Source organism: Amaricoccus sp. W119 (assembly GCF_047275745.1).
Classification (GTDB): domain Bacteria; phylum Pseudomonadota; class Alphaproteobacteria; order Rhodobacterales; family Rhodobacteraceae; genus Amaricoccus.
In genome coordinates, this window is record NZ_JBKQWU010000028.1 from 23,977 (window position 1) to 43,584 (window position 19,608).

Below are 19,608 nucleotides of genomic sequence, written 5' to 3' on the forward strand. Positions count from 1 at the left end.
ACTCCTCCCGGGCCTGCGGTCAGTCCTTGGGACCAAGCATATCCTTCGGCTGTACCACTCTGTCAAAGGTCTCGGCATCGACGAAGCCGAGATTGATCGCCTCCTCCTTCAAGGTGGTGCGGTTCTTGTGCGCCGTCTTTGCGACCTTGGTCGCATTGTCGTAGCCGATCGTGGGCGCGAGCGCCGTGACGAGCATCAGGCTCTCCCACATCAGCTTCGAGATGCGATCCTCGTCCGCCTCGATGCCCGCGACGCAGTTGTCGGTGAAGGCCGAGGCGGAATCGCCGATCAGCTGCATCGACTGCAGCACGTTGTAGGACATCATCGGCTTGTAGACGTTGAGCTCGAAATGGCCCTGGGAGCCGGCGAAACCCACCGCCGCGTCATTGCCCATGACATGCGCGCAGACCATGGTCAGCGCCTCGGCCTGGGTCGGGTTGACCTTGCCCGGCATGATCGAGGAGCCGGGCTCGTTCTCCGGCAGAACGAGCTCGCCAAGGCCGCAGCGCGGACCGGAGCCCAGCAGGCGGATGTCGTTGGCGATCTTGAAGAGCGAGGCCGCGACCGTCTTGAGCGCGCCCGACATCTCGACCAGCGCGTCATGGGCGGCGAGCGCCTCGAACTTGTTCGGCGCGGTGGTGAAGGGCAGGCCGGTGATCTCGGCGATCTTCGCCGCGACCGCCTCGGCGAAACCGGCCTTGGTGTTGAGCCCGGTTCCGACCGCCGTGCCGCCCTGCGCCAGGGGGTAGATGTTGTGCAGAGCCTGGGTCACGCGCTTGATGCCCTGCTCCACCTGGAAGGCATAGCCGCCGAATTCCTGGCCGAGCGTCAGCGGCGTCGCATCCTGCGTATGCGTGCGGCCGATCTTGATGATGTCGCGGAACGCCTCCGCCTTCTCCTGCAGCGCGGCGTGGAGCTTCTGCAGGCCGGGCAGCGTCACGTCGCGCGCGGTCATGGCGACGGCGACATGCATCGCGGTCGGGAAGGTGTCGTTCGACGACTGCGACATGTTCACATGGTCGTTCGGATGCACCGGCTTCTTCGAGCCGATCTCGCCGCCGAGGATCTCGATCGCCCGGTTCGAGATAACCTCGTTCGCGTTCATGTTCGACTGCGTGCCCGAGCCGGTCTGCCAGACGACCAGCGGGAAGTGATCGTCGAACCTGCCCGCCACGACCTCGGAGGCCGCCTGCGAGATCGCCTCGGCGAGCTTCGCGTCGAGCTTGCCCTCGGCGGCGTTCACCTCGGCCGCCGCCTGCTTGATGACGCCGAGCGCGCGGACGATCGCGACGGGCTGCTTCTCCCAGCCGATCGGGAAGTTCATGATCGACCTTTGGGTCTGGGCGCCCCAGTAGCGATCGCTGGCGACTTCCAGCGGTCCGAAACTGTCGGTCTCCGTGCGCGTCGCGGTCATCGGCGTCTCCTCGTTTCCGTGTAAGGGTCGGGGGCGGTATACCGTTGCATGAAACGCGCTCCAACCGGATTCGGCCGAAATCGCGGCGCGCGCCGCCCGGACTTTCGTGGGGCAGGCAGGGGGGGCATCCCGACGGCAGGGGGGCGGGATGCCGCCGACCGCTGGCGGTCGCGGCCATCCGGCGCTATGTTGAGCTCAGGTTCAATCAAGGCGCTACCGTGGAAGAAGAGATTTCGCTGAACCCCGAGTTCCTCCGCAGCCTTATCCTGAAGCTGCGCGCGCTGATGGCGCAGGAAGAGCTCGTCTCGCCGGATTCCGGCTCCAACCCCTCCGACGACGAGGCCGCCGCCGTCCTGCAGGACAGCCCGGACAACTGGACCCGCGAGGAGATCTCCGGGCAGATCGAGGATCTGGAGCCCGACCAGCAGGCCGAACTCGTGGCGCTGATGTGGATCGGCCGCGGCGATTTCGAAGCGGACGAATGGACGGAAGCGGTCGCCCTCGCGATCGACCGCCGCGATCGCCCGACCTCGGCCTACCTGCTCTCCCATCCGCAGGTCGCCGAGGACATGATCGAAGGCGTCGACAAGATCTTCGACGGCAGCGATCTGCTGGAAACCGGGGAATACTGAGCGCCGACCCGCCTCGGAGCGCCGCCGCCGGCCGTCCGTCCCGATGACGCGAGCACTATCACGACGGCGAAGACAACTCTCCACCCGACCGAATTCTTCGGGACGCCGCGGCGTGATGGAAGCTCGCGCGTTCCGCGCCGGGTCGTGAGGGGGGCGCTACCCTCCGGCGCGCGCCGTCACCGGTCTCGGCCAGGCGGAGATCTCCTCCGCGACGAGTTCCTGCAGGCGCCAGAGGTTGCGGTCGCGGATGCCCGCGGCTTCCAGGTCCCGCACCGTGTTGAAGAGGTATTCGGCCCCCGACCCGCCGTGGCCGCAGGCATGCGCGAGGCGGTGGGCGACCGCCGGGAGCGGCAGCCCGTGCTCGATCTGCGGCCCGGTCGGGCCCGTCCAGAAGACAAGCGCGGGCAGCCGGCCGTGCGCCGTCTCGATCTGCGACCAGCGCGCCATGTCGGCGCCCTCGCGGTGCGGGATCTCGCGCTTCACGAGCGTGAGCAGGATCTCGTCCTTCGCCGCCTCGGGCAGCCGGAGCAGCAGGCCCACGCAACTGCCGCCGCGCTCCAGCGCCATCATCAGCCCCGGCTTGGCGGGCGAGCCACGCCAGCGGGTGAGCTTGATGCAGAAGGACCGGTGCCAGCCGCGCAGCGTGCCGCGCAGGGTTTCGGTCACCTCGAAATCCGGTTTCCAGATCAGCGATCCATAGGCGAAGACATAGGCCGGCGCGTCCGGCCCCGGCGCTCCCGGCCGTGTGAGCAGCGACCGGACCAGGGCCGCGGATTCTTCCTCCGTCGCGGGGGTGAAGCCCGGCCCGGGCCCCGGGTCCGGCTCTTCCCGGAAGGCGCGGCGCACCATTTCCGACGTCAGCCGCATCGCACGGGCGCGGGGCGCGCTCGTCTTCGTGGTCAATGCTTGCCGCGGAACTTGGCGAGGCTCACCACTTCGCCCTCACCCTGCGGGGATGGCGAGGCCGGAGGTTCCGGGGGCGGTTCGTCGCCGCCATCCGGACCGCCATGGTCGCCGGCGCCCGGTTCGACCTCGTGCGGCTCGAACCGGAGACCGAATTCGACGCTCGGGTCGACGAAGGTCTTGATCGCCTCGAAGGGCACGACGATCGGCTCGGGCATGTTGCCGAAGTTCAGCGTCACGGTGAACCGGTCCTTCATGACCGCGAGGTCGGTGAACCATTCCTGCAGCACGATGGTCATTTCGGTGGGATAGCGCTGGCGCAGGAAGTCAGCCATGTCGACGCCCGGATGCGTGGTGTCGAAACTGATCAGGAAGTGATGCTTGCCGGGCAGGCCCTCCCGCGCGACCTGCGACAGGACCTCGGCCATCAGCTGGCGCAGGGCCTTGTGCATCAATTGCCCATAATTGATCCCTTTTGCCATGCGGCGCTCCCTGTCATCGCGGCGACCTTAAAGGTTTTTCACCGGCAGGGAAGGGCGAAATCGGCGCCACGCTCGATGGTTGTGCGCGCGCGAAGTACCGCGGCCGCGGGCCAGCGGGGCAAGCTCCCGGTCGGTGCCGGGCGTGAGGGAATTTGAGGGAAAGTGCAGGCTTCTGCCGAATTCGGCGGTTAGCTCGCAACTTCAAAAGGATGCGTTTTACAACGCGAGCCTGAACATCCGCGTACGGACCGGGAACGAACCGGCATCTTGTAAAGCGGATCAGAGGGATACGCAAAACGAAAACGCCGCTGCGGCTGGACCCCGCAACGGCGCTGAAATCGCATATGAAGCCGCTCAGCTTCCCGCGCAGGATACCGCATCGCTGGCGGCGCGTCACCCCATTATCGCTCTGCACTGGGGGATCGCGGCGTGAACGCGGAAGCGAACATCCCCCCGCGCCCCGGCTACCGCCTTGAGCGCGATCTTCCGAACTCTGGCGCCCTCGCCGGTCTCAAGCCGCTGCGCGGCTGGATGACCTGGGACTACGATTGGAGCGGCACCCGGTGGACCAAACCACCCCGGAGCGGTCACACGGGCAATAGGGCAGGCTCGACGGATGAAGCGGCCTGGGCGACTTACTATGTCGCCCGCGAGACGCAGGCTCGGCGCGGGCTGGCGGGCGTCGGATTCTCGCTGGACGCCGACCCTGACCTGATCGGGATCGACCTCGACCACTGCCTCGACGTTGAGGGGCAGCCCGAGGATTGGGTTTCGGAGATCCTCGACCTCGCCGAGACCTACGCCGAAGTCTCGCCGAGTGATCGCGGCTTGCGTCTCCTGGCCCGTGGGACGATCCCGGCGGCGATCAAGTGTGACCCCGCCAAAGTCGAGATCTACGCGTCCGGGCGCTACCTAACGCTGACCGCGAAGCACGTGGCCGGGACACCCAACGAGATTCGCCCGGCTCCGAAGACCCTAGCGAAGCTGATCGCGCGTGCCGAAGCGGCTAAGCAGAAATCGGGCGAGAAGAAGGCGGATCAGAACAAGCCCGGTACCGGCGGCGATTTCTTCACCAACGTGAAGTCCGCGGCGCTGGCGCATCTCGACCGCTGGGTGCCGGCCCTGTTCCCTCGCGCGGCCTTCCAGCCCGGTACCGGCGCTTGGCGCGTTACGTCCCTCAATCTCGCGCGCAACCTCGAAGAAGACCTGAGCTTCGCGCCGACCGGCATCAAGGATTGGGGCCGCGAGCGCGGTATGACGGCGCTCGACGTGGTGATGGAATTCGGCGGGGCCGGAACGCCGCGCGACGCCGCGCTCTGGCTGTGCGAGAAGATGGGGATCGCTCCCGCGTCGTTCGGCTACGCGGAACGCAATGAACCCCGGCGCCCCCGCGAGCGGCAAGCGACGAACAGCGCGGACCTCGCCGAGCTGACCGAGGACGGCGTGGCGCTGGCCTTCACGGCGCGGTTCCAGAACTCGCTGCGGTTCGATCATGACGCGGGCCGCTGGTACGAGTGGTCCGGCGACCGCTGGCGCACGGACACCACGAACCTCGCCTTTAGCTGGTGCCGCGAGGTGGCGCGCAATCTGTCGGACGGCGCGGAATTCAAGACGCAGGCGGCCGTACGCAAGCGGGCCTTCGCAGCGGGCGTCGAAGCGTTTGCGCGGGCGGATCGTGCCCATGCGGTCAATCAGGACTGCTGGGACCGCGACCCGTTCCTCCTGGGCTGTCCCGGCGGCGCGGTGGACCTGCGGAACGGCGCGGTTCTCCCGGCGCGGCCGGATACGGGGATCACGAAACACGCGGCCGTTGCCCCGTCGCCGAGGGCGGATTGCCCGCTGTGGCTGCAATTCCTGCTCGAAGCCACGCAGAACGACGCGGACATGGTCGAATTCCTGCAACGGTGGTGCGGCTACTGCCTGACCGGCGACACCCGCGAGCACGCGCTGATCTTCCTTTATGGCCCCGGTGGCAACGGCAAGTCCGTCTTCCTGAACACGGTTGCGGGCCTCATGGGCGACTACGCGACCGTCGCGAGCATGGACACGTTCACCGCGACCCGTGGCGACAAGCACCCGACCGAACTCGCGATGCTACGCGGGGCGCGGATGGTTTCGGCCTCGGAGACCGAGGAAGGCCGCGCCTGGGCGGAAAGCCGGATCAAGGCGATGACCGGCGGCGACCCGATCACCGCGCGGTTCATGCGGCAGGACTTCTTCACGTATCAGCCCGAATTCAAGCTCACCATCGTCGGGAACCACGCGCCCGCCCTGGTGAACGTGGATGACGCGGCCCGGCGGCGGTTCAACATCGTCCCGTTCACCGTGAAGCCGAAGAACCCCGACCGCGAACTCGAAGCGAAGCTGCGGGCCGAATGGCCGGGCATCCTGCGATGGATGATCGAGGGCGCGGTGGCTTGGCAGCGGAGCGGCTTGGCCCAGCCCGAGAGCGTCCGCGCCGCGACGGCCGAGTATTTCGGCGAACAGGACTTCACCGCGCAGTGGCTGGAAGAGACCTGCACCGTCGAGCCGGGGAACCCGCATCGCTGGGAGAACACGGCCGACCTGTTCGCGAGCTGGTCGGCCTTCGCCAAGGCGGCGGGCGAAGAAGCGGGATCGCAGCGCGGCATCGCGGCCCGGCTGCGGCGTAACGGCCTTCGCGACCACGCGAGGAAGATCGACGGCAAGACCTACCGGGGCTGGTCCGGCGTCACGATCAACCGGAAAGGGGCGGATCACCATGATTGAGAGCACACCGAGCGGTTACGGTTACGGATGGTTACGCGTAACCTGGATTATCGCTCATACGCGCGCGCATATGAGGGGGAATGCCGAGTTACGCGTAACTAAGCGTAACCGTAACCGGGGGATGGGCCGATGAGGTACATCCGTAACCCGTTCGCCGCGACGGCGCCTTTCGACCTCGCCGACCTCAAGCTCCATGCCCGCGTCGATGACGACGACGACGACGCGAACCTGACCCTGATGGGCTGGACGGCGGCGGGCGAGATCGAGGCGCGGACGGAACTGGCGCTCCTGGCGCAGTCCATCGCGGTCACGCTCGATTGCTGGGGCGATGCGATCCCCTTGCCTGTCGGCCCGTTCTACGCAGGAGGGCTCGCCGAGCATCCGGTGACGGTGCAGCTCGTGGATGGCGAGGGCAACGCGACCGCGCATCCGGCGGGCTGGTGGATCGAGCCGGGGCGACGGCCTGTCCTGCACCTGACGAGCAAGGGCGAGGGGCGCGCGCTGATCGTCACCTATCCGGCGGGCTATGGCGTGGCCGTGGCCGACATACCCCATGACCTGCGGCTTGCGGTCAACGACGAGGCGGCGCGGCTCTATGACATGCGAGGCGCGGCCGAAGGGCCGCAAGGCATGTCGCTCGCGGCGGCGCGGATCATCGGCCGATACAAGGCGGTGCGCGCATGACCGAGCAAGTCGTGAAGCGCCCGCGTGGCAGGCCGAGGAAGGACGGGCTACCGGCCGGATCTGGTCCCAATGCCTCGACTTCGAAGCACCCCGGAACCGGCGCCCCACCTGTTTGTTTCTCGCTCACGGAAAAAATCCGGGCCGAGGACATACCCGAGACGGCGATTGCCTTCCTCGAAACCCTGACGATCCCCGAGGGACCGAAGGCGGGAACGCCGCTCCGGCTCGCCGAATATCAGCGGAAGTTCGTGCGTGGCGCTCTGGCGCCTGACGTGATGATCGGCGTGCTGAGCATCGGCCGAGGCAACGCGAAGACCGCGCTCGCGGCCGGGATCGCGCTCGGCTCCGGGATGGGCGTCTGGGACGATCAGCCGAAGCGGGAAATCATCCTCGCGGCGCGGAACCGGGATCAGGCGAAGACGGCGTTCCAGTTTGTCGTCGGCTTCGTCCAAGGGCTCCCCGAGGGCGAACAGGAGCTGTTCAAGATCCGCCACGGCTACCGGATGGAAGTCGAATACGCGGCGAACGGCGGCGGGCTGATCCGGGTTATCCCGGCCGACGGCAAGTCCATCCTCGGCGGCGCTCCGACGCTGGCGCTGATGGACGAGCGCGCGGCTTGGGAACGCGAGAAGGGCGACAACCTGGAGAACGCGATCCTCTCCGGCCTCGGCAAGCGTGGCGGGCGGGCGCTCATCATCTCGACCTCGGCGCCCGATGACGCGAACACTTTTAGCCGTTGGCTCGATGAACCCCCGCCGGGCACCTTCGTTCAGGAGCATCGGCCTTCGCCTGGGCTCCCGGCGGATGACCTCGATAGCCTGCTGATCGCGAACCCCGGCTCGGCCGAGGGCATCGGCGCGACCCCGGAATGGCTGGTGGCGCAGGCGCGGCGGGCTATCGCGCGCGGCGGCTCGGCGCTGTCGAGCTTCCGCAACTTGAACCGAAACGAGCGCGTCTCGACCGAGGATCGCTCCGTCCTGGTGACGGTGGACGAATGGCTGGCGGCGGAAGTCGCTCCCGAGGATCTTCCCCCGCGTCGTGGCGAGTGCATCCTGGGCATTGACCTCGGCGGCTCGCGGAGCATGAGCGCGGCAGCGTTCTACTGGCCCCAGACGGGGCGGCTCGAAGCCTTGGGCACCTTCCCCGCCTTCCCGGCGTTGGCCGACCGTGGCGCGTCTGACGGCGTCTCCGGGCGCTATGTCGAGATGCAGGAGCGGGGCGAGCTTTCCGTGATGGGCGAGGCCACGGTTCCGCCCGGCCCGTGGCTCGCGGAGATCGCGCGACGGATCGACGGCGCCGAGGTGGCCTGCATCGTGGGCGACCGCTTCCGCCATGCCGAATTTACCGAGGCGATGCAGACGGGCGGGCTCGCGCGCGTCCCGTTCATCTGGCGCGGCTTCGGCTGGAAGGACGGCTCCGAGGACATAGAGCGGTTCCGCCGGGCGCTGTTCGACGGCGAGATCGCGGTGGCGCCGTCGCTCCTGCTGCGCTCCGCCTTCGCGGACGCGATCACGCTGATTGACCCGGCGGGCAACCACAAGCTCGCCAAGGCGCGGAGCCTCGGGCGGATCGACGCGGCGGCGGCGACGGTGCTCGCGGTGGCCGAGGGGATGCGCCGCAAGGCCGCGCCGACGCGGAAAGCGAGGGCGCTATGGGTCTGAGGCGCGACGACTTCACCCGGTTCTCCCGGCCCGTGCTGCGGACGCGACGCTGGCAGGTGCTGCGCCAGATCATCCTGGAGCGCGACGGCTGGCAATGCCGGTGCTGCGGCTCGAAGTGGATCACGTCGAGCCGGTTCGCAACGCGCCTGATCGCGCCTTCGATCCCGGCAATCTGCAAGTCCTGTGCGGTCCCTGCCACACGAAGAAGACCCGGATCGAGTGCGGCCACAAGCCGCCCGACCCGAAGCGCCAAGCCTGGCGCAAAGCCGTTGCCGAATTGGCTGCGGAAATCCCAACCCCGGCAATGGAGTGAACATGCTGGATTCTGTCAAAATCTCCCGGCGTCAGTCGGAAATCCGCCAGTCCCTCGCGGCGCTGGCGGGCAAGCCTGCCCCGACCGAGGACGAAACCCGTTCGATGGAAACCCTCGACTCGGAGTATCGGACCAATGAAACCCGCTACCGCGCGGCGCTGATCGCCGAGGACGGCGAGCGGCGCGAGGCGGGCGCCGAGCTGGAAACCCGCTCTGGCCGCGAATGGGCGGATCTGGTCGCGGCCTTCGAGCTTCGGCAGGTGGCGCTGCACCTGGACGAAGGGCGGGCGCTCTCGGGCAAGACGGCGGAAGTCGTGACCGAGCTTCGGAGCGCGGGCGGCTATCGCGGCACCCCGGTTCCGCTCCTGGCGCTGGAACAGCGCGCGGGCGAAACCATCGCCTCGGGCACCCCGGACCCGATCCAGACGCGGCCGATCATTGACCGGCTGTTCCCGGATTCGGTGGCGGCGAAGATGGGGGCGCAGCTCATCACCATCGGCTCCGGCGCGGTGGAATGGCCGGTGACGACCTCGGCGGTGACGGCGGGCTGGGCGAACGGCGAGCTGGCGAACGTCGCCGGACCGACTTCCTACGCCACGACCGACCGCGCGCTGAAGCCCGAACAGACGCTCGGGGTTCACATGCGGATCAGCCGCAAGTCGCTCCTTCAGTCGGGCGAGGCGCTGGAAGCCGCGATCCGGCGCGACATGAACGGCGCGATGGCCGCCGAGTTGGACAAGGCGATCTTCCTTGGGACCGGCTCGGCGGGCCAGCCGCTCGGCGTCGTCTCGGGCGCTGCGTCTTACGGCATCGCCGATACCGACCTCTCGGCGGAACCGGAGTATGCGAACTTCCTCGCCCAGATCGTCGCCTTCATGACCGCGAACGCGATCACGTCGCCCGGCGAGATCCGCGCGCTAATGCGGCCGGAACTGTTCGGCTACCTCGAAGGCAAGCTGAACACGGTGACGCAGTCGACCGAATATCACCGGCTGGCTTTCCTCCTGGCCGGGCGTTCGGTCACGGGTACTTTTCCTGCTGGCATCAATGTGACCTCCAACGCGCTCCCGGCTCCCTCGGGCAGCCCGGCGGAAACCTCGATGCTGTTCACCACGGCGAGCGGCGGCGTTGCCCCGGTCTTCGTCGGGCTCTGGGGCGCGGTGGACCTGATCCGCGATCCCTACTCGGACGCGCAGTCGGGCGGGCTCCGGCTCACGGCGCTGACGACCGCTGACGTGACCGTTGCCCGACCGGCGCAGCTCCGCGTCGTCTCCGGCATCCAGCTCGCGGCGTCCTGATGCTGTGGGGGGCGTCTCTCGGCGCGCTGGAACTCCGCAGCGAGGGCGGGGCGACCCGCCTTCGGGCGACGTTCCCCTATGGCGCGGAAACCGAACTGGCACCTGGGCGGCGCGAAGTCATCGCCGCGCGGGCCTTCGCTGACCGGATCGAGGCGGGCGGAGAAATCCACCTGCTCGCCGGGCACGACTACGAAAAGCCCCTCGCCTCTCGGGCGGCGGGCAGCTTGGACGTGACCGATACCGACGCGGCCTTGGTGATCGAGGCCACGATTTCCGAGACGATGCGGGGGATCACCTATGTACGAGATTTCCTTGGTGCTCACGGTGCTGGACTGGTTCGAGGTTTGTCTCCGGGCTTCCGCGTACCGGCGGGCGGCGAGCAGATCGAGCGGCGCGGCGACGGGCTCGTGAGGACCATCACGCGCGCGGATCTGTTCGAGCTCAGCGCGGTGACGCGGCCCGCCTATCCCTCGGCGCAGATCGAGGCGCGGGCCTGGGAAACGCACCAAGACCGTCTGCCCTATCGCGGCCCGGTGCATCCGCTGAATCGGTGGAGGGTCTGAAATGTGGCCTCTGGGCATATTTAACCGGCGCAAACCTGCGGAAACCCGATCGAGCGGCACGGGCTACTCGGCGCAGATCATGGCCGCGAGGCAGTCCTATATCTCCGGCGCCTCGGGCCTCGGCGAGCTGACCGCGACGGTACAGGCTTGCGTGAGCCTCTGGGAAAGCGGCCTGAGCCTCGCGGACGTGAAGGGCTCCAACCTCCTGACGCGGCGAGCCATGGCGCTCACGGCGCGCTCCCTGGCGCTCCGGGGCGAGGCGGTGTTCCTGATCGCGGACCGGCTGATTCCGGCGAGCGACTGGGATGTGACGACCCGGCACGGCGAGCCTCGGGCCTATCGCCTGCAAGTCTCGGAAGCCGGTGGCGGGCGCTCCGAAACCGCGCTCGCGGCCGAGGTGCTTCACTTCCGCATCGGCTCCGACGCGGTGACGCCTTGGACGGGGACGGCGCCGCTCCGGCGGGCACAGCTCTCGGCGCAACTGCTGCATGAACTGGAAACCGCGCTCCTGGCCGTGTTTCGGGACGCACCGCTGGGCTCTCAGATCGTGCCAGTTCCCGAGGGCGCGGCCGAGGACATGGAAGCTCTCCGGCTCGGCTTTCGGGGCCGACGCGGCGCGGCGCTGGTGATCGAGGGCGTGGCGCAGGCGACGGCGGCGGGCATGAACCCGAACCTCGGCAAAAGCCCGGATCAGCTCTCGCCCGATCTGCAAAGGACGCTCGCCGACAAGTTCCTGACCGAAGCCAAGTCCGGGATCTACGCGGCGTTCGGCGTCCTGCCCGGCCTCTTCGTGGAACAGGCGCAAGGGCCGCTGGTACGCGAGGCGCAGCGGCATCTGGCGCAGCTCGTCCTGCAACCGATGGCGCTCCTGATCGCCGAGGAAGCCTCCGCCAAGCTCGGCGGCTCCGTCCTGATCGACGTGGTTCGGCCGATGCAGGCATTCGACGCGGGCGGCAAGGCGCGGGCGCTGGCGACCATGGTTCAGGCGATGGCGCAGGCGAAGGAGGCCGGGTTGTCCGGCGCCGAGCTGACCGACGCGATGAGCTTCATCGACTGGGCGGAGTGACGAGATAGGGCTCGGATGCGCCCTGGTTTTCATCGAGCCGAAGCATCTGGGGTTAGACGGTGAGTGCCCGGTCATGGTCTTTGGCCACAAACCCCGTCAAGGCGCGGTGGGAGTACCTTTCCTCCCCACGCGGCGCGGATCGTCACGCCGGGAAGCGGGGGCGATCATTGGCAGCCCGCGTCCGGGCAACGCCGGGGCCGTTGCGTCTAGTTGGACGCAACGGCTTTCAACTCGCCTCTACGAAGGAATCGATGCGTTAGCAGTGCTGCCTAACGAGGCGAGCCACACCACAAGCTGTAAAGCTAGGTACAAGACCGTGCTCACGCCTACGACAAGGAGAGAGATGGCTAAGCGTCGAACCCACGCGGGCAGAATCCTTCGAGGTTGCATCGCGACGGGCTTCCCCGATCCCGATCGGTGCCGAACCGCTGATACCATCGGCAATTCCTGTCGGAATGTTTCGATCATCGACAGTCGTATGGAATCTCGAGCGGCTAGGTACGGGAACTCCAGCACAAGCTTTCCGTCCGCCGAAAATCGCTCAGAAAAATTGCGCGGATCCCAAACTTCAAAGTGCTGTGGCCGCCAGTTTAAAACTACCTCGACAGATTCTAGTGTCGATCCGCCCGCATTTTCAAACCATATTTGTTGTGTAATTACTGGAAAACTCCCATTGTTATCCAGTCTCGGCATAGAATAATAGTGCTGATGAGAAATTCCATATATTAAATTTCCTTTTGAGGTTGCAAACCGCGTTATAATTGTAGTTAAAATAAGAATGAATATTGACTGAAATAGGCTATTAGATGCAGTTCTCTCGATGAATTCGATCAACGCTCACACCTTAGATGAAAGTCGCTTCTCGGACGGTGCCTGATATGCGGCTGGCGATCAAGAGGTGGCGGGATTGGATTGAGAAAAGAGCAGACCGCCTTCGTCGGATGCGAGCAACCTCTTGAATTTTTCCGTAGGTTCGCTACCTTCTGGGAAATCTCAAGAGGTAGTCCTGATGACCGTTCCAAAGCTCACGACCAAGGCAGCCTGCCGAGTGGCGAAAATCGACCGCGACCGTCTCAACGAACACATCGCCGCCGGAGCGTATAATTGCGCGCCCGACACGACCCCCGGTCGGGCGCGCCTGTTCGATCCCGCCGATATGATCGGCCTTTGGCTCTTCCGCGAACTGATGGATGACGGGTTCGATGCGCGGACGGCGGGCAAGATTGCCTGCTCCGTCATGTTCGCCGCGCGCGAAACGCCGACGGCTCCCGCCATCGCCTATGTGCAGGACTATTTCGGGAAGCGAGGACACGCCATTCCAGCGGACATGGTTCCTCCGGCGTCCGACTGGGAGACGAATCTCTTCTGCCCCGGCGGCACGGATGCCCGGAAGGTGACGACCTTCAACGTCGCCAAGCTCCGCAAGATGATCGAGCACTACACCGAAGAAGAGCGCGCGATCATTGGTGAGGACGACTGAGACTTATGGCCAACCGCCGCGTCATCCTCGGAGACCGTCCGCCGTCCTTCGTCTCGAAGGCGACGCTCGCGGCGGAACTCGACATGAGCGAGTCGACGGTGGATGCCTACGTTCAGCGCGGCCTGCTTCCGAAGCCGATCCGGTTCGGTAGCTCTGTCCGGTGGACCTGGGCGGAGGTGATGGCTTGCCTCGGCTCGCGGTCCGGCGGCGAGGATGATCCGTTCATGACCGGAGTGGACAATGTCTAGCGTCTCGCTTCCGCGCCACGTGCATCGGGTTCTGTCCCGTGGCCGGGAATACTACTACTATCAGGAAGGTCGGGGGACACCGCACGCGGGCGAGCGGATAAAGCTCCCCAATGATCCCCAGACGCCCGAATTCTGGCAAGCGTATAGGCAAGCACGGGGCATATCTGGCCTTCCCGTCCCGAATACGATCAATGCTCTGATCGACACCTACGAGTTGGCATGGCCGACCTTGCAGCGAAAGCTGAGCAAGGGGACGCAGGAACAGTATCGGCGGAACCTGAAACCCATTCGGAAAGCTTGGGGGCATTTGCCCGCCAGTAGCCTTCGCCCGTCCCATGTGGACAAGCTGATCCGCAAGATCGGAGCGGAGCGACCGGGCGCGGCCAACAATGTGCTCGACGCGCTCAGGGCGATGTGCCGCTGGGCGAACGGGCCGGTGGAGCTTCTGAGCCATGACCCGACGCAGGGTGTCGCGCACTTCGCAAAGGGCGAGGGGCACGTGCCTTGGACGCAGGAGCAACTGGCGTTCGCCGAAAAGACGTTCACGGGGGCGCTGCGCCGGTTTTACTTCCTGAGCCGGTACACGGGCCAGCGGATCAGCGACGTGGTGAGGCTGGGACCGAATGACGAGGACGGCGGCGGATTCAGCCTTCGCCAGAAGAAGACCGGCGCGCGCCCGTGGTGCCCGATCTTCCCCGAGCTGGAAGCCGAGATCGCCACTTGGGAGCGGCGCCCTGGCCCGTACCTCATTCAGGAGGAAGGCAAGAGCGCGGGCAAGCCGTTCAGCGAGAATCAGATGTGGAAGGTCTTCGACCGGGAGCGGGCCAAGCACCCGGTTCTCGCGGGGGCCAAGCCGCACGGGCTCCGCGCCAACGCGGTGATCCGGCTCCGAGCCGCCGGTTACACGGCTCTCCAGATTTCCGACATGGTCGGGATGTCAGTCGAAATGGTCGAGCACTACTGCCGTCACGCGGACCGGAAGGCGAGCGGGCAGGCGATCCTGAAGGAGTACCGCGAACGAAACGAGACGCAGATTGTAAAACACTGGAAAAATGGAAAGCAGGAATGATGGAATATCAGTCGCTTAGCTCTCAGAAAAGAGAGTGCAGGCTTCTGTTGCCAGGTGCCTGCGAACCCCGCCCGAACTTGCTAGAGCACGGGACTTCAGAATTGGTCTTGCTTACCGCTTACGCGGCGAGCGCGACCGGAGCACGGTTGTCGTTGGCAACTATTGCTCTTGAGCCGGTAACGGTGGCATCCTGCCGAGTAAAAGCTAACACCTTTAGACGTCCGTCGATCCTGTTTCGGCCCCATTCGCCCCCAACGAGAGACTTTGGTGGAGCCGCCGGGTACCGCCCCCGGGTCCGATCCGCTTATTACGTGCGCGTTTATCACCATAGTCCGGTTGCCCGAACGGAATCGAATATAGGGCCGGGCTCGCAGGATTCAAAGGGGGAAACATCGGCGGAATGAACGCGGTGCGATGCCCGGCCGCGAATGGCCTCTCCAAAGCCGATGGCCGTGTTCCGAACTGGCAGGGTGCGAAGCGAGGCGATAGTCTCGGCCCGGCCCGCCGAGCCGGGCGGGATCGGCGGTGGGAGGCTGAGATCGATGACGATTCCGGATTTCGTGGCGACGATCGACATGAGCGGCGAGGCCGAGCCTTCCGACGCGGCGCCCGATCGCGTCGTCGCGGGTTCGGGCGTCGCGCGGCTCTGGAACGGGTTCTCCGATGCCTCGGGACGCTTTCACGCCGGGCACTGGCAGGCGGAGCCGGGGGTGCTCTCGGTCAATTACACGGAAACCGAGCTTTGCGTGCTTCTCGAAGGCCGGGTGCGGCTCACGGACGGGACCGGCGCGGTGGAATACGGGCCGGGCGACGCCTTCGTGATCGCGGCCGGGTTCCGGGGCACGTGGGAGTCGATCGGCCGCGTCACCAAGATCTACGCGATCCTGACACCCGAGGACGGGTAGCGCGCCGATCTCGGCTCCCGTCCTTCCGCCGGGCCGGGTCCGGTCCAGCGCCGGTCAGAGCCGGGGCGCGGGAGCCGGCGTGCCGAGCAGGCTGACCGCCGCGGGCCGCAGTTCCCGCTCCAGCTTGCGCTTCATCGCGGCCTCGAAATCCTCGTAGTCGCGCGCCCGCTCGACGAAGGCCCCGGGACCCCGGATCACGAAATTCTCGTAGTAGCGCCCGATCGTCTCGCCGTCGTCGCCGATGACGAGGCCGTTGATCACGATCGGCGCGTCGGGCGCGGCGAAGGGCGGGGGGACGCCATCGTTGTTGGTGCCATCGCCGGAGATGTCGAGCTTCAGTTCCGCGCAGGGCGGGGCGCTTGCGAGCGTCGCCGCGCCGTAGAGGATCGCATGGCCGAGCGCGGTCGGATATTGCTCGAAGCTCCGCCCCATGGTGGCGATCCGGCCCGCGACCGCGTCGAGATCGGCGGCGGAGCGGATCATGACCCAGTCCTGCCGCGTCTGCTGCTGCCGCCGGCCGCTCCATTCGTAGATGTTGAGCGCCACGACCTGGCCGGGCATCGAGAGAAAGGCCGCGCGCACCGACTCCGACATGAGCGCCGCCGCGAGCCCCTCGGTCTGGAACGCGTATTCGCCGCCATCGACCGACGAGGACACGTCGAGCCCGAGCGCGAGGGCGATCCGGCACTGCTCGGCGGCGGCGGGGCCGGGCAGCGCGACCGCGAGGGCGGCGAGCGCCAGTCTCGCGCCACGTCTCGCGCCGCGTACCAGGGCCCCGACCACCCGCCTCACCACACGCCGGTGTTCTCCATGCTCTTCCACGGCTCCGCCGGCTCCTTCGACTCGCCCTCCTGCAGCAATTCGATCGAGATCCCGTCCGGCGAGCGCACGAAGGCCATGTGCCCGTCGCGCGGCGGCCGGTTGATCGTCACCCCCGCCGCCTGGAGTTTCTCGCAGAGCGCGTAGATATCCTCGACCCGGTAGGCGAGATGGCCGAAGTTGCGGCCGCCCGCCTGCCGCTCGGATTCGTCCCAGTTGTGCGTGAGTTCGACCGCGGCGTTCTCCTGGCCCGGCGGCGAGAGGAAGACGAGAGTGAACCGCCCCTTCTCGTTCTCGACCCGCCGCGTCTCCTCGAGCCCGAGCAGGTCGCAATAGAAGCGTTTCGACTCCTCGATGTCCTTTACGCGGACCATGGTGTGGAGGTATGTAATCTTCATCTTGGGGTTTCCGTCGTCTGATACGCTAGATTTAGCTGAGAGGCGAATCCCCGCGACCGCCTGCGAGGATTGAGCATATGCCACTGACCGAGGAACAAAAGGCCGAGATCGAAGCCGCCCGCGCCGAGACGACGCCCACGCTCCGCGCGACCGCGCCGGGGATGGAGCAATGGCTCTACCGGCCCAGGGAGGTGCTCGACCACGGGCTCATCCGCGTCATCGACTACATGGGCGACGACGCGGCCATCGTCCAGGCGGCGCGCGTTTCCTACGGCCGGGGCACCAAGGCCGCGCGCGACGATGAAGGCCTCATCCGCTTCCTGATGCGACACTGGCACTCGACGCCCTTCGAAATGTGCGAGATCAAGCTCCACGTCAAGCTGCCCGTCTTCGTCGCGCGGCAGTGGATCCGCCACCGCACCGCCAATGTGAACGAGTATAGCGCGCGCTATTCGATCCTCGACCGCGAATTCTACATCCCCGCGCCGGAACATCTCTCGGCGCAGTCGGTCAGCAACCGCCAGGGCCGGGGCGCCGTGCTCGAAGGCGAGGAAGCGGCGCGCGTCCTCGACATCCTGCGCGCGGATTCCGGGCGGGCCTATGACCATTACGAGGAGATGCTGTCGCAGACGCGATCCGATGGCTCGGGCCAGCAGGGGCTGGCGCGCGAACTCGCGCGGATGAACCTGCCGGCGAATGTCTACACGCAATGGTACTGGAAGGTGGACCTGCACAACCTCTTCCACTTCCTGCGCCTGCGCGCCGACCCCCACGCGCAATACGAGATCCGCGTCTACGCGGAGGCCTTGTGCGAGATCGTCCGGGACTGGGTGCCCGCAGCCTACGGCGCCTTCGAGGACTACCGGCTCGGCGCGGTCCAGTTCTCGGCGAAGGGGATGGCGTGTCTTCGCCGGATGCTGGCGGGGGAGACGGTGACGCAGGAGACCAGCGGGATGAGCAAGGGGGAGTGGCGGGAGTTCGAGGGGGCGTTGAGCCGCTAGACATGCACAAGAATTTTCTTAATGGCTGTTTCGCTTTGGGAATCATGTTTGGAATATCCGTAGCGATATCGTTTTCAATGTTTCAGGATATACAATTCTATTTCTCGAGCGAGATGGGTGCATCCATTATAGGTGCAATTATTGGTGGTCTGATCGCACTTGCGGCACAGATGTGGGCGAGTAATGTCGAACGAGCGCGCGCTAGCGCCGAGAAACATGACGCAGAATGCTCTGTCGCGAGATCTTTGCTCATCCGATGTCTAGGGATACATAACAATATTCTGAACCTAGAAAAGCACTTGTCGGAGGACGTGTCGGCTTTCAACAAAGCGGGAAAGGGGGAACATCTGTTTTCTTGGGATCGGCCGTTAGGGTCAGATTTTTGTAAGTCAGAGATTCCCCAATCAGAGAAACTATGGGTAATGAGTTTTGATGATATTGATTTATTTAATAGAATTCGTATATGTGATAGTATTAACAATACATTGGTCGATTCTCTGGCTCGATACAGATCAGATAGGACGCAATGCTAGGCACAATGCTGAAATGGATGGTTTGGTGGGTCAGGTAGAACTCAAAAAAAGAAGATTGGCTTAAAATTGCGCCGAGCATCGCGGCACTGGATGATTCCCTAAAGCAAATAATCGAGCGGATTCCTAGAGATGTGCGAGAATCAGGTGATGTGCGTCAATGACGTTGCCAGACACGTCAACGAATTAACGGGTGCGAATATTATCTTTGACGAGGATGAATAGATTTGCCCCGGGGTGCCCGAAGAGTTTGGCGGGTCTTGCGATGGCGATCCCGGGTGGACTTGAACCACCGACCTACCGCTTAGGAGGTAGATGACTTATCAGATATCTCTGTATAAGTCATTGATTTCATTGTGGTTCGGAATCGTCATTTGTAGCTTGTAATCTTTTGTAGCAAGATGAGTGGCGATCCCGGCAGGACTTGAACCTGCGACCTACCGCTTAGGAGGCGGTCGCTCTATCCGCTGAGCTACGGGACCGATGTGGTTTGGATAGCCCTCGGAAGAGTCATGGTCAACCAGCGTGGGGGCACGCCTCATCGGTCACATCAATTAGCTCTTCATCATCTTCAAGACCGATAAAATTTCTCAGCTCATCTTGGATCGCCTTCTCCTTTGAGATGGCCTGTTCAATCGCCTTATGCAGATCAATTTCGTCGTTCATTCGATTGCCTCGTTCACGTTGATTTATAAAAAAGGGCGACGCCAATTCTGGCGTCGCCCCAACTCACCCTTGAAGGATTGAGCAAGTTCAATCAGGAATTCACAACATCCCTGCATCGACATGACTAAGGAAAATCGATGCAGAGAACCTGACCTTGATCGCTCGATCTATTTATCAGAATATGATTCTTCGCTTTACGCGAAGACACGGTAGGTCCTGCACGCTGGATAAATCTCATCGATAATTGACATACGTACCTTCGCGTCTACGACGCGAAGTGAGATGAACTCACGCTCACTATAAAACCTACGCTAAAACAACACGCTGTCGTATTGAATCAATTACAAAGCCGTATGTTTGTTATATCGATATAATATACTTATATCTAAGTCTACGATTTTGTCAAGAACAAAATGACGTATCGGCGCATCGATTTGATGTGATGGAATCGCAACATAAATAAAATTAAAGACAATGCAAACATTTAATCACTGCTGATCGGATTCTCAACGAGATCCAGATCGGACTTGTTTTCAAAACGGAGGAATTACAACATGGCTATTGAGCATGCACGACTTTGCCTAGATATTGTTGCCGACGATCATATGAAGGAGTGCTCTGCCCCCTGAGAACTGGGCCGTCCATTCCTGGAAAATTCGGGTACGGTTTGTCTGGCCGGGATAGGAGGCGATGGCATGAAGGCATCGAAGTTCACGGACGCTCAGAAG

19 protein-coding genes, 2 tRNA genes and 1 other RNA gene are annotated in these 19,608 nt (G+C 64.6%); 13 read left to right on the forward strand and 9 right to left on the reverse strand.

The genetic code is table 11. The annotated features are described in order from the left end of the window. Window positions 1–19: 19 nt before the first annotated feature. Window positions 20–1,414, reverse strand: a complete 1,395-nt coding sequence (fumC, locus tag ACLJK8_RS14165) for a class II fumarate hydratase (protein ID WP_413150953.1) — start codon at window positions 1,412–1,414, stop codon at window positions 20–22. A gap of 218 nt (window positions 1,415–1,632) precedes the next feature. On the opposite strand from fumC, the gene ACLJK8_RS14170 reads away from it, so the two are divergent. Then, entirely contained in the window at window positions 1,633–2,046 is a 414-nt protein-coding gene (locus ACLJK8_RS14170) for a DUF3775 domain-containing protein (RefSeq protein ID WP_413150954.1), read from the forward strand. Window positions 2,047–2,202: 156 nt separating this feature from the next. Here ACLJK8_RS14170 and ACLJK8_RS14175 read toward each other — a convergent pair whose 3' ends face one another. Both ACLJK8_RS14175 and ACLJK8_RS14180 read right to left on the reverse strand, forming a co-directional pair. After that, window positions 2,203–2,949, reverse strand: a complete 747-nt coding sequence (locus ACLJK8_RS14175) for a gamma-glutamylcyclotransferase (RefSeq protein ID WP_413150955.1) — start codon at window positions 2,947–2,949, stop codon at window positions 2,203–2,205. After that, a complete protein-coding gene (locus ACLJK8_RS14180; protein WP_413150956.1) occupies window positions 2,946–3,431 on the reverse strand; it encodes an SspB family protein in 486 nt (161 codons plus the stop codon). The genes ACLJK8_RS14175 and ACLJK8_RS14180 overlap by 4 nt, the downstream gene beginning before the upstream one ends. 429 nt (window positions 3,432–3,860) lie before the next feature. Between ACLJK8_RS14180 and ACLJK8_RS14185 the strand changes: the two genes are divergently transcribed. The 10 genes from ACLJK8_RS14185 (at window position 3,861) to ACLJK8_RS14230 (ending at window position 14,561) form a co-directional block, all read left to right on the forward strand. After that, complete coding sequence (locus ACLJK8_RS14185) at window positions 3,861–6,179, forward strand: phage/plasmid primase, P4 family (RefSeq protein WP_413150957.1); 2,319 nt, start codon at window positions 3,861–3,863, stop codon at window positions 6,177–6,179. A gap of 129 nt (window positions 6,180–6,308) precedes the next feature. After that, complete coding sequence (locus ACLJK8_RS14190) at window positions 6,309–6,863, forward strand: hypothetical protein (RefSeq protein ID WP_413150958.1); 555 nt, start codon at window positions 6,309–6,311, stop codon at window positions 6,861–6,863. After that, on the forward strand, window positions 6,860–8,524 hold the full coding sequence (locus ACLJK8_RS14195) for a terminase large subunit domain-containing protein (protein WP_413150959.1): 1,665 nt from the start codon (window positions 6,860–6,862) through the stop codon (window positions 8,522–8,524). Before ACLJK8_RS14190 ends, ACLJK8_RS14195 begins: the two co-directional genes overlap by 4 nt. 94 nt (window positions 8,525–8,618) lie before the next feature. Further along, window positions 8,619–8,837: an HNH endonuclease signature motif containing protein gene (locus tag ACLJK8_RS14200; RefSeq protein WP_413150960.1), complete on the forward strand. Its 219-nt coding sequence runs from the start codon at window positions 8,619–8,621 to the stop codon at window positions 8,835–8,837. A gap of 2 nt (window positions 8,838–8,839) precedes the next feature. Then, window positions 8,840–10,135, forward strand: a complete 1,296-nt coding sequence (locus ACLJK8_RS14205; RefSeq protein WP_413150961.1) for a phage major capsid protein — start codon at window positions 8,840–8,842, stop codon at window positions 10,133–10,135. After that, the gene (locus ACLJK8_RS14210) at window positions 10,135–10,698 is read left to right on the forward strand and encodes an HK97 family phage prohead protease (RefSeq protein WP_413150962.1); all 564 of its coding nucleotides are present in this window, start codon (window positions 10,135–10,137) and stop codon (window positions 10,696–10,698) included. Before ACLJK8_RS14205 ends, ACLJK8_RS14210 begins: the two co-directional genes overlap by 1 nt. Before the next feature lie 79 nt (window positions 10,699–10,777). Continuing rightward, window positions 10,778–11,764, forward strand: coding sequence for a hypothetical protein (locus ACLJK8_RS14215; RefSeq protein WP_413150963.1), 987 nt, complete (start codon window positions 10,778–10,780; stop codon window positions 11,762–11,764). A gap of 955 nt (window positions 11,765–12,719) precedes the next feature. Then, complete coding sequence (locus ACLJK8_RS14220; protein WP_413150964.1) at window positions 12,720–13,244, forward strand: hypothetical protein; 525 nt, start codon at window positions 12,720–12,722, stop codon at window positions 13,242–13,244. Window positions 13,245–13,249: 5 nt separating this feature from the next. Beyond that, window positions 13,250–13,492, forward strand: coding sequence for a helix-turn-helix transcriptional regulator (locus ACLJK8_RS14225; protein WP_413150965.1), 243 nt, complete (start codon window positions 13,250–13,252; stop codon window positions 13,490–13,492). Then, window positions 13,485–14,561, forward strand: a complete 1,077-nt coding sequence (locus ACLJK8_RS14230) for a tyrosine-type recombinase/integrase (RefSeq protein WP_413150966.1) — start codon at window positions 13,485–13,487, stop codon at window positions 14,559–14,561. Before ACLJK8_RS14225 ends, ACLJK8_RS14230 begins: the two co-directional genes overlap by 8 nt. 33 nt (window positions 14,562–14,594) lie before the next feature. Here ACLJK8_RS14230 and ssrA read toward each other — a convergent pair. Next, window positions 14,595–14,947, reverse strand: a transfer-messenger RNA (tmRNA) gene (ssrA, locus tag ACLJK8_RS14235). Between the two features lie 156 nt (window positions 14,948–15,103). Here ssrA and ACLJK8_RS14240 point away from each other — a divergent pair. Further along, entirely contained in the window at window positions 15,104–15,466 is a 363-nt protein-coding gene (locus ACLJK8_RS14240; RefSeq protein WP_413150967.1) for a cupin domain-containing protein, read from the forward strand. A 54-nt stretch (window positions 15,467–15,520) separates the two neighbouring features. Here the strand turns inward: ACLJK8_RS14240 and ACLJK8_RS14245 are convergent, their stop codons facing one another. Both ACLJK8_RS14245 and ACLJK8_RS14250 read right to left on the reverse strand, forming a co-directional pair. Beyond that, a complete protein-coding gene (locus ACLJK8_RS14245) occupies window positions 15,521–16,249 on the reverse strand; it encodes a DUF1194 domain-containing protein (RefSeq protein ID WP_413150968.1) in 729 nt (242 codons plus the stop codon). Between the two features lie 5 nt (window positions 16,250–16,254). After that, complete coding sequence (locus tag ACLJK8_RS14250) at window positions 16,255–16,683, reverse strand: VOC family protein (RefSeq protein ID WP_413150969.1); 429 nt, start codon at window positions 16,681–16,683, stop codon at window positions 16,255–16,257. A gap of 77 nt (window positions 16,684–16,760) precedes the next feature. Between ACLJK8_RS14250 and thyX the strand changes: the two genes are divergently transcribed. After that, the gene (gene thyX / locus ACLJK8_RS14255) at window positions 16,761–17,684 is read left to right on the forward strand and encodes an FAD-dependent thymidylate synthase (RefSeq protein WP_413150970.1); all 924 of its coding nucleotides are present in this window, start codon (window positions 16,761–16,763) and stop codon (window positions 17,682–17,684) included. 796 nt (window positions 17,685–18,480) lie between these two features. Here the strand turns inward: thyX and ACLJK8_RS14260 are convergent. The 3 genes from ACLJK8_RS14260 to ACLJK8_RS14270 form a co-directional block, all read right to left on the reverse strand. After that, window positions 18,481–18,547: transfer RNA gene (locus tag ACLJK8_RS14260), tRNA-Arg, on the reverse strand. A gap of 73 nt (window positions 18,548–18,620) precedes the next feature. Beyond that, window positions 18,621–18,696: transfer RNA gene (locus ACLJK8_RS14265), tRNA-Arg, on the reverse strand. Between the two features lie 34 nt (window positions 18,697–18,730). Further along, entirely contained in the window at window positions 18,731–18,880 is a 150-nt protein-coding gene (locus tag ACLJK8_RS14270) for a hypothetical protein (protein ID WP_413150971.1), read from the reverse strand. Window positions 18,881–19,608: the final 728 nt, after the last annotated feature.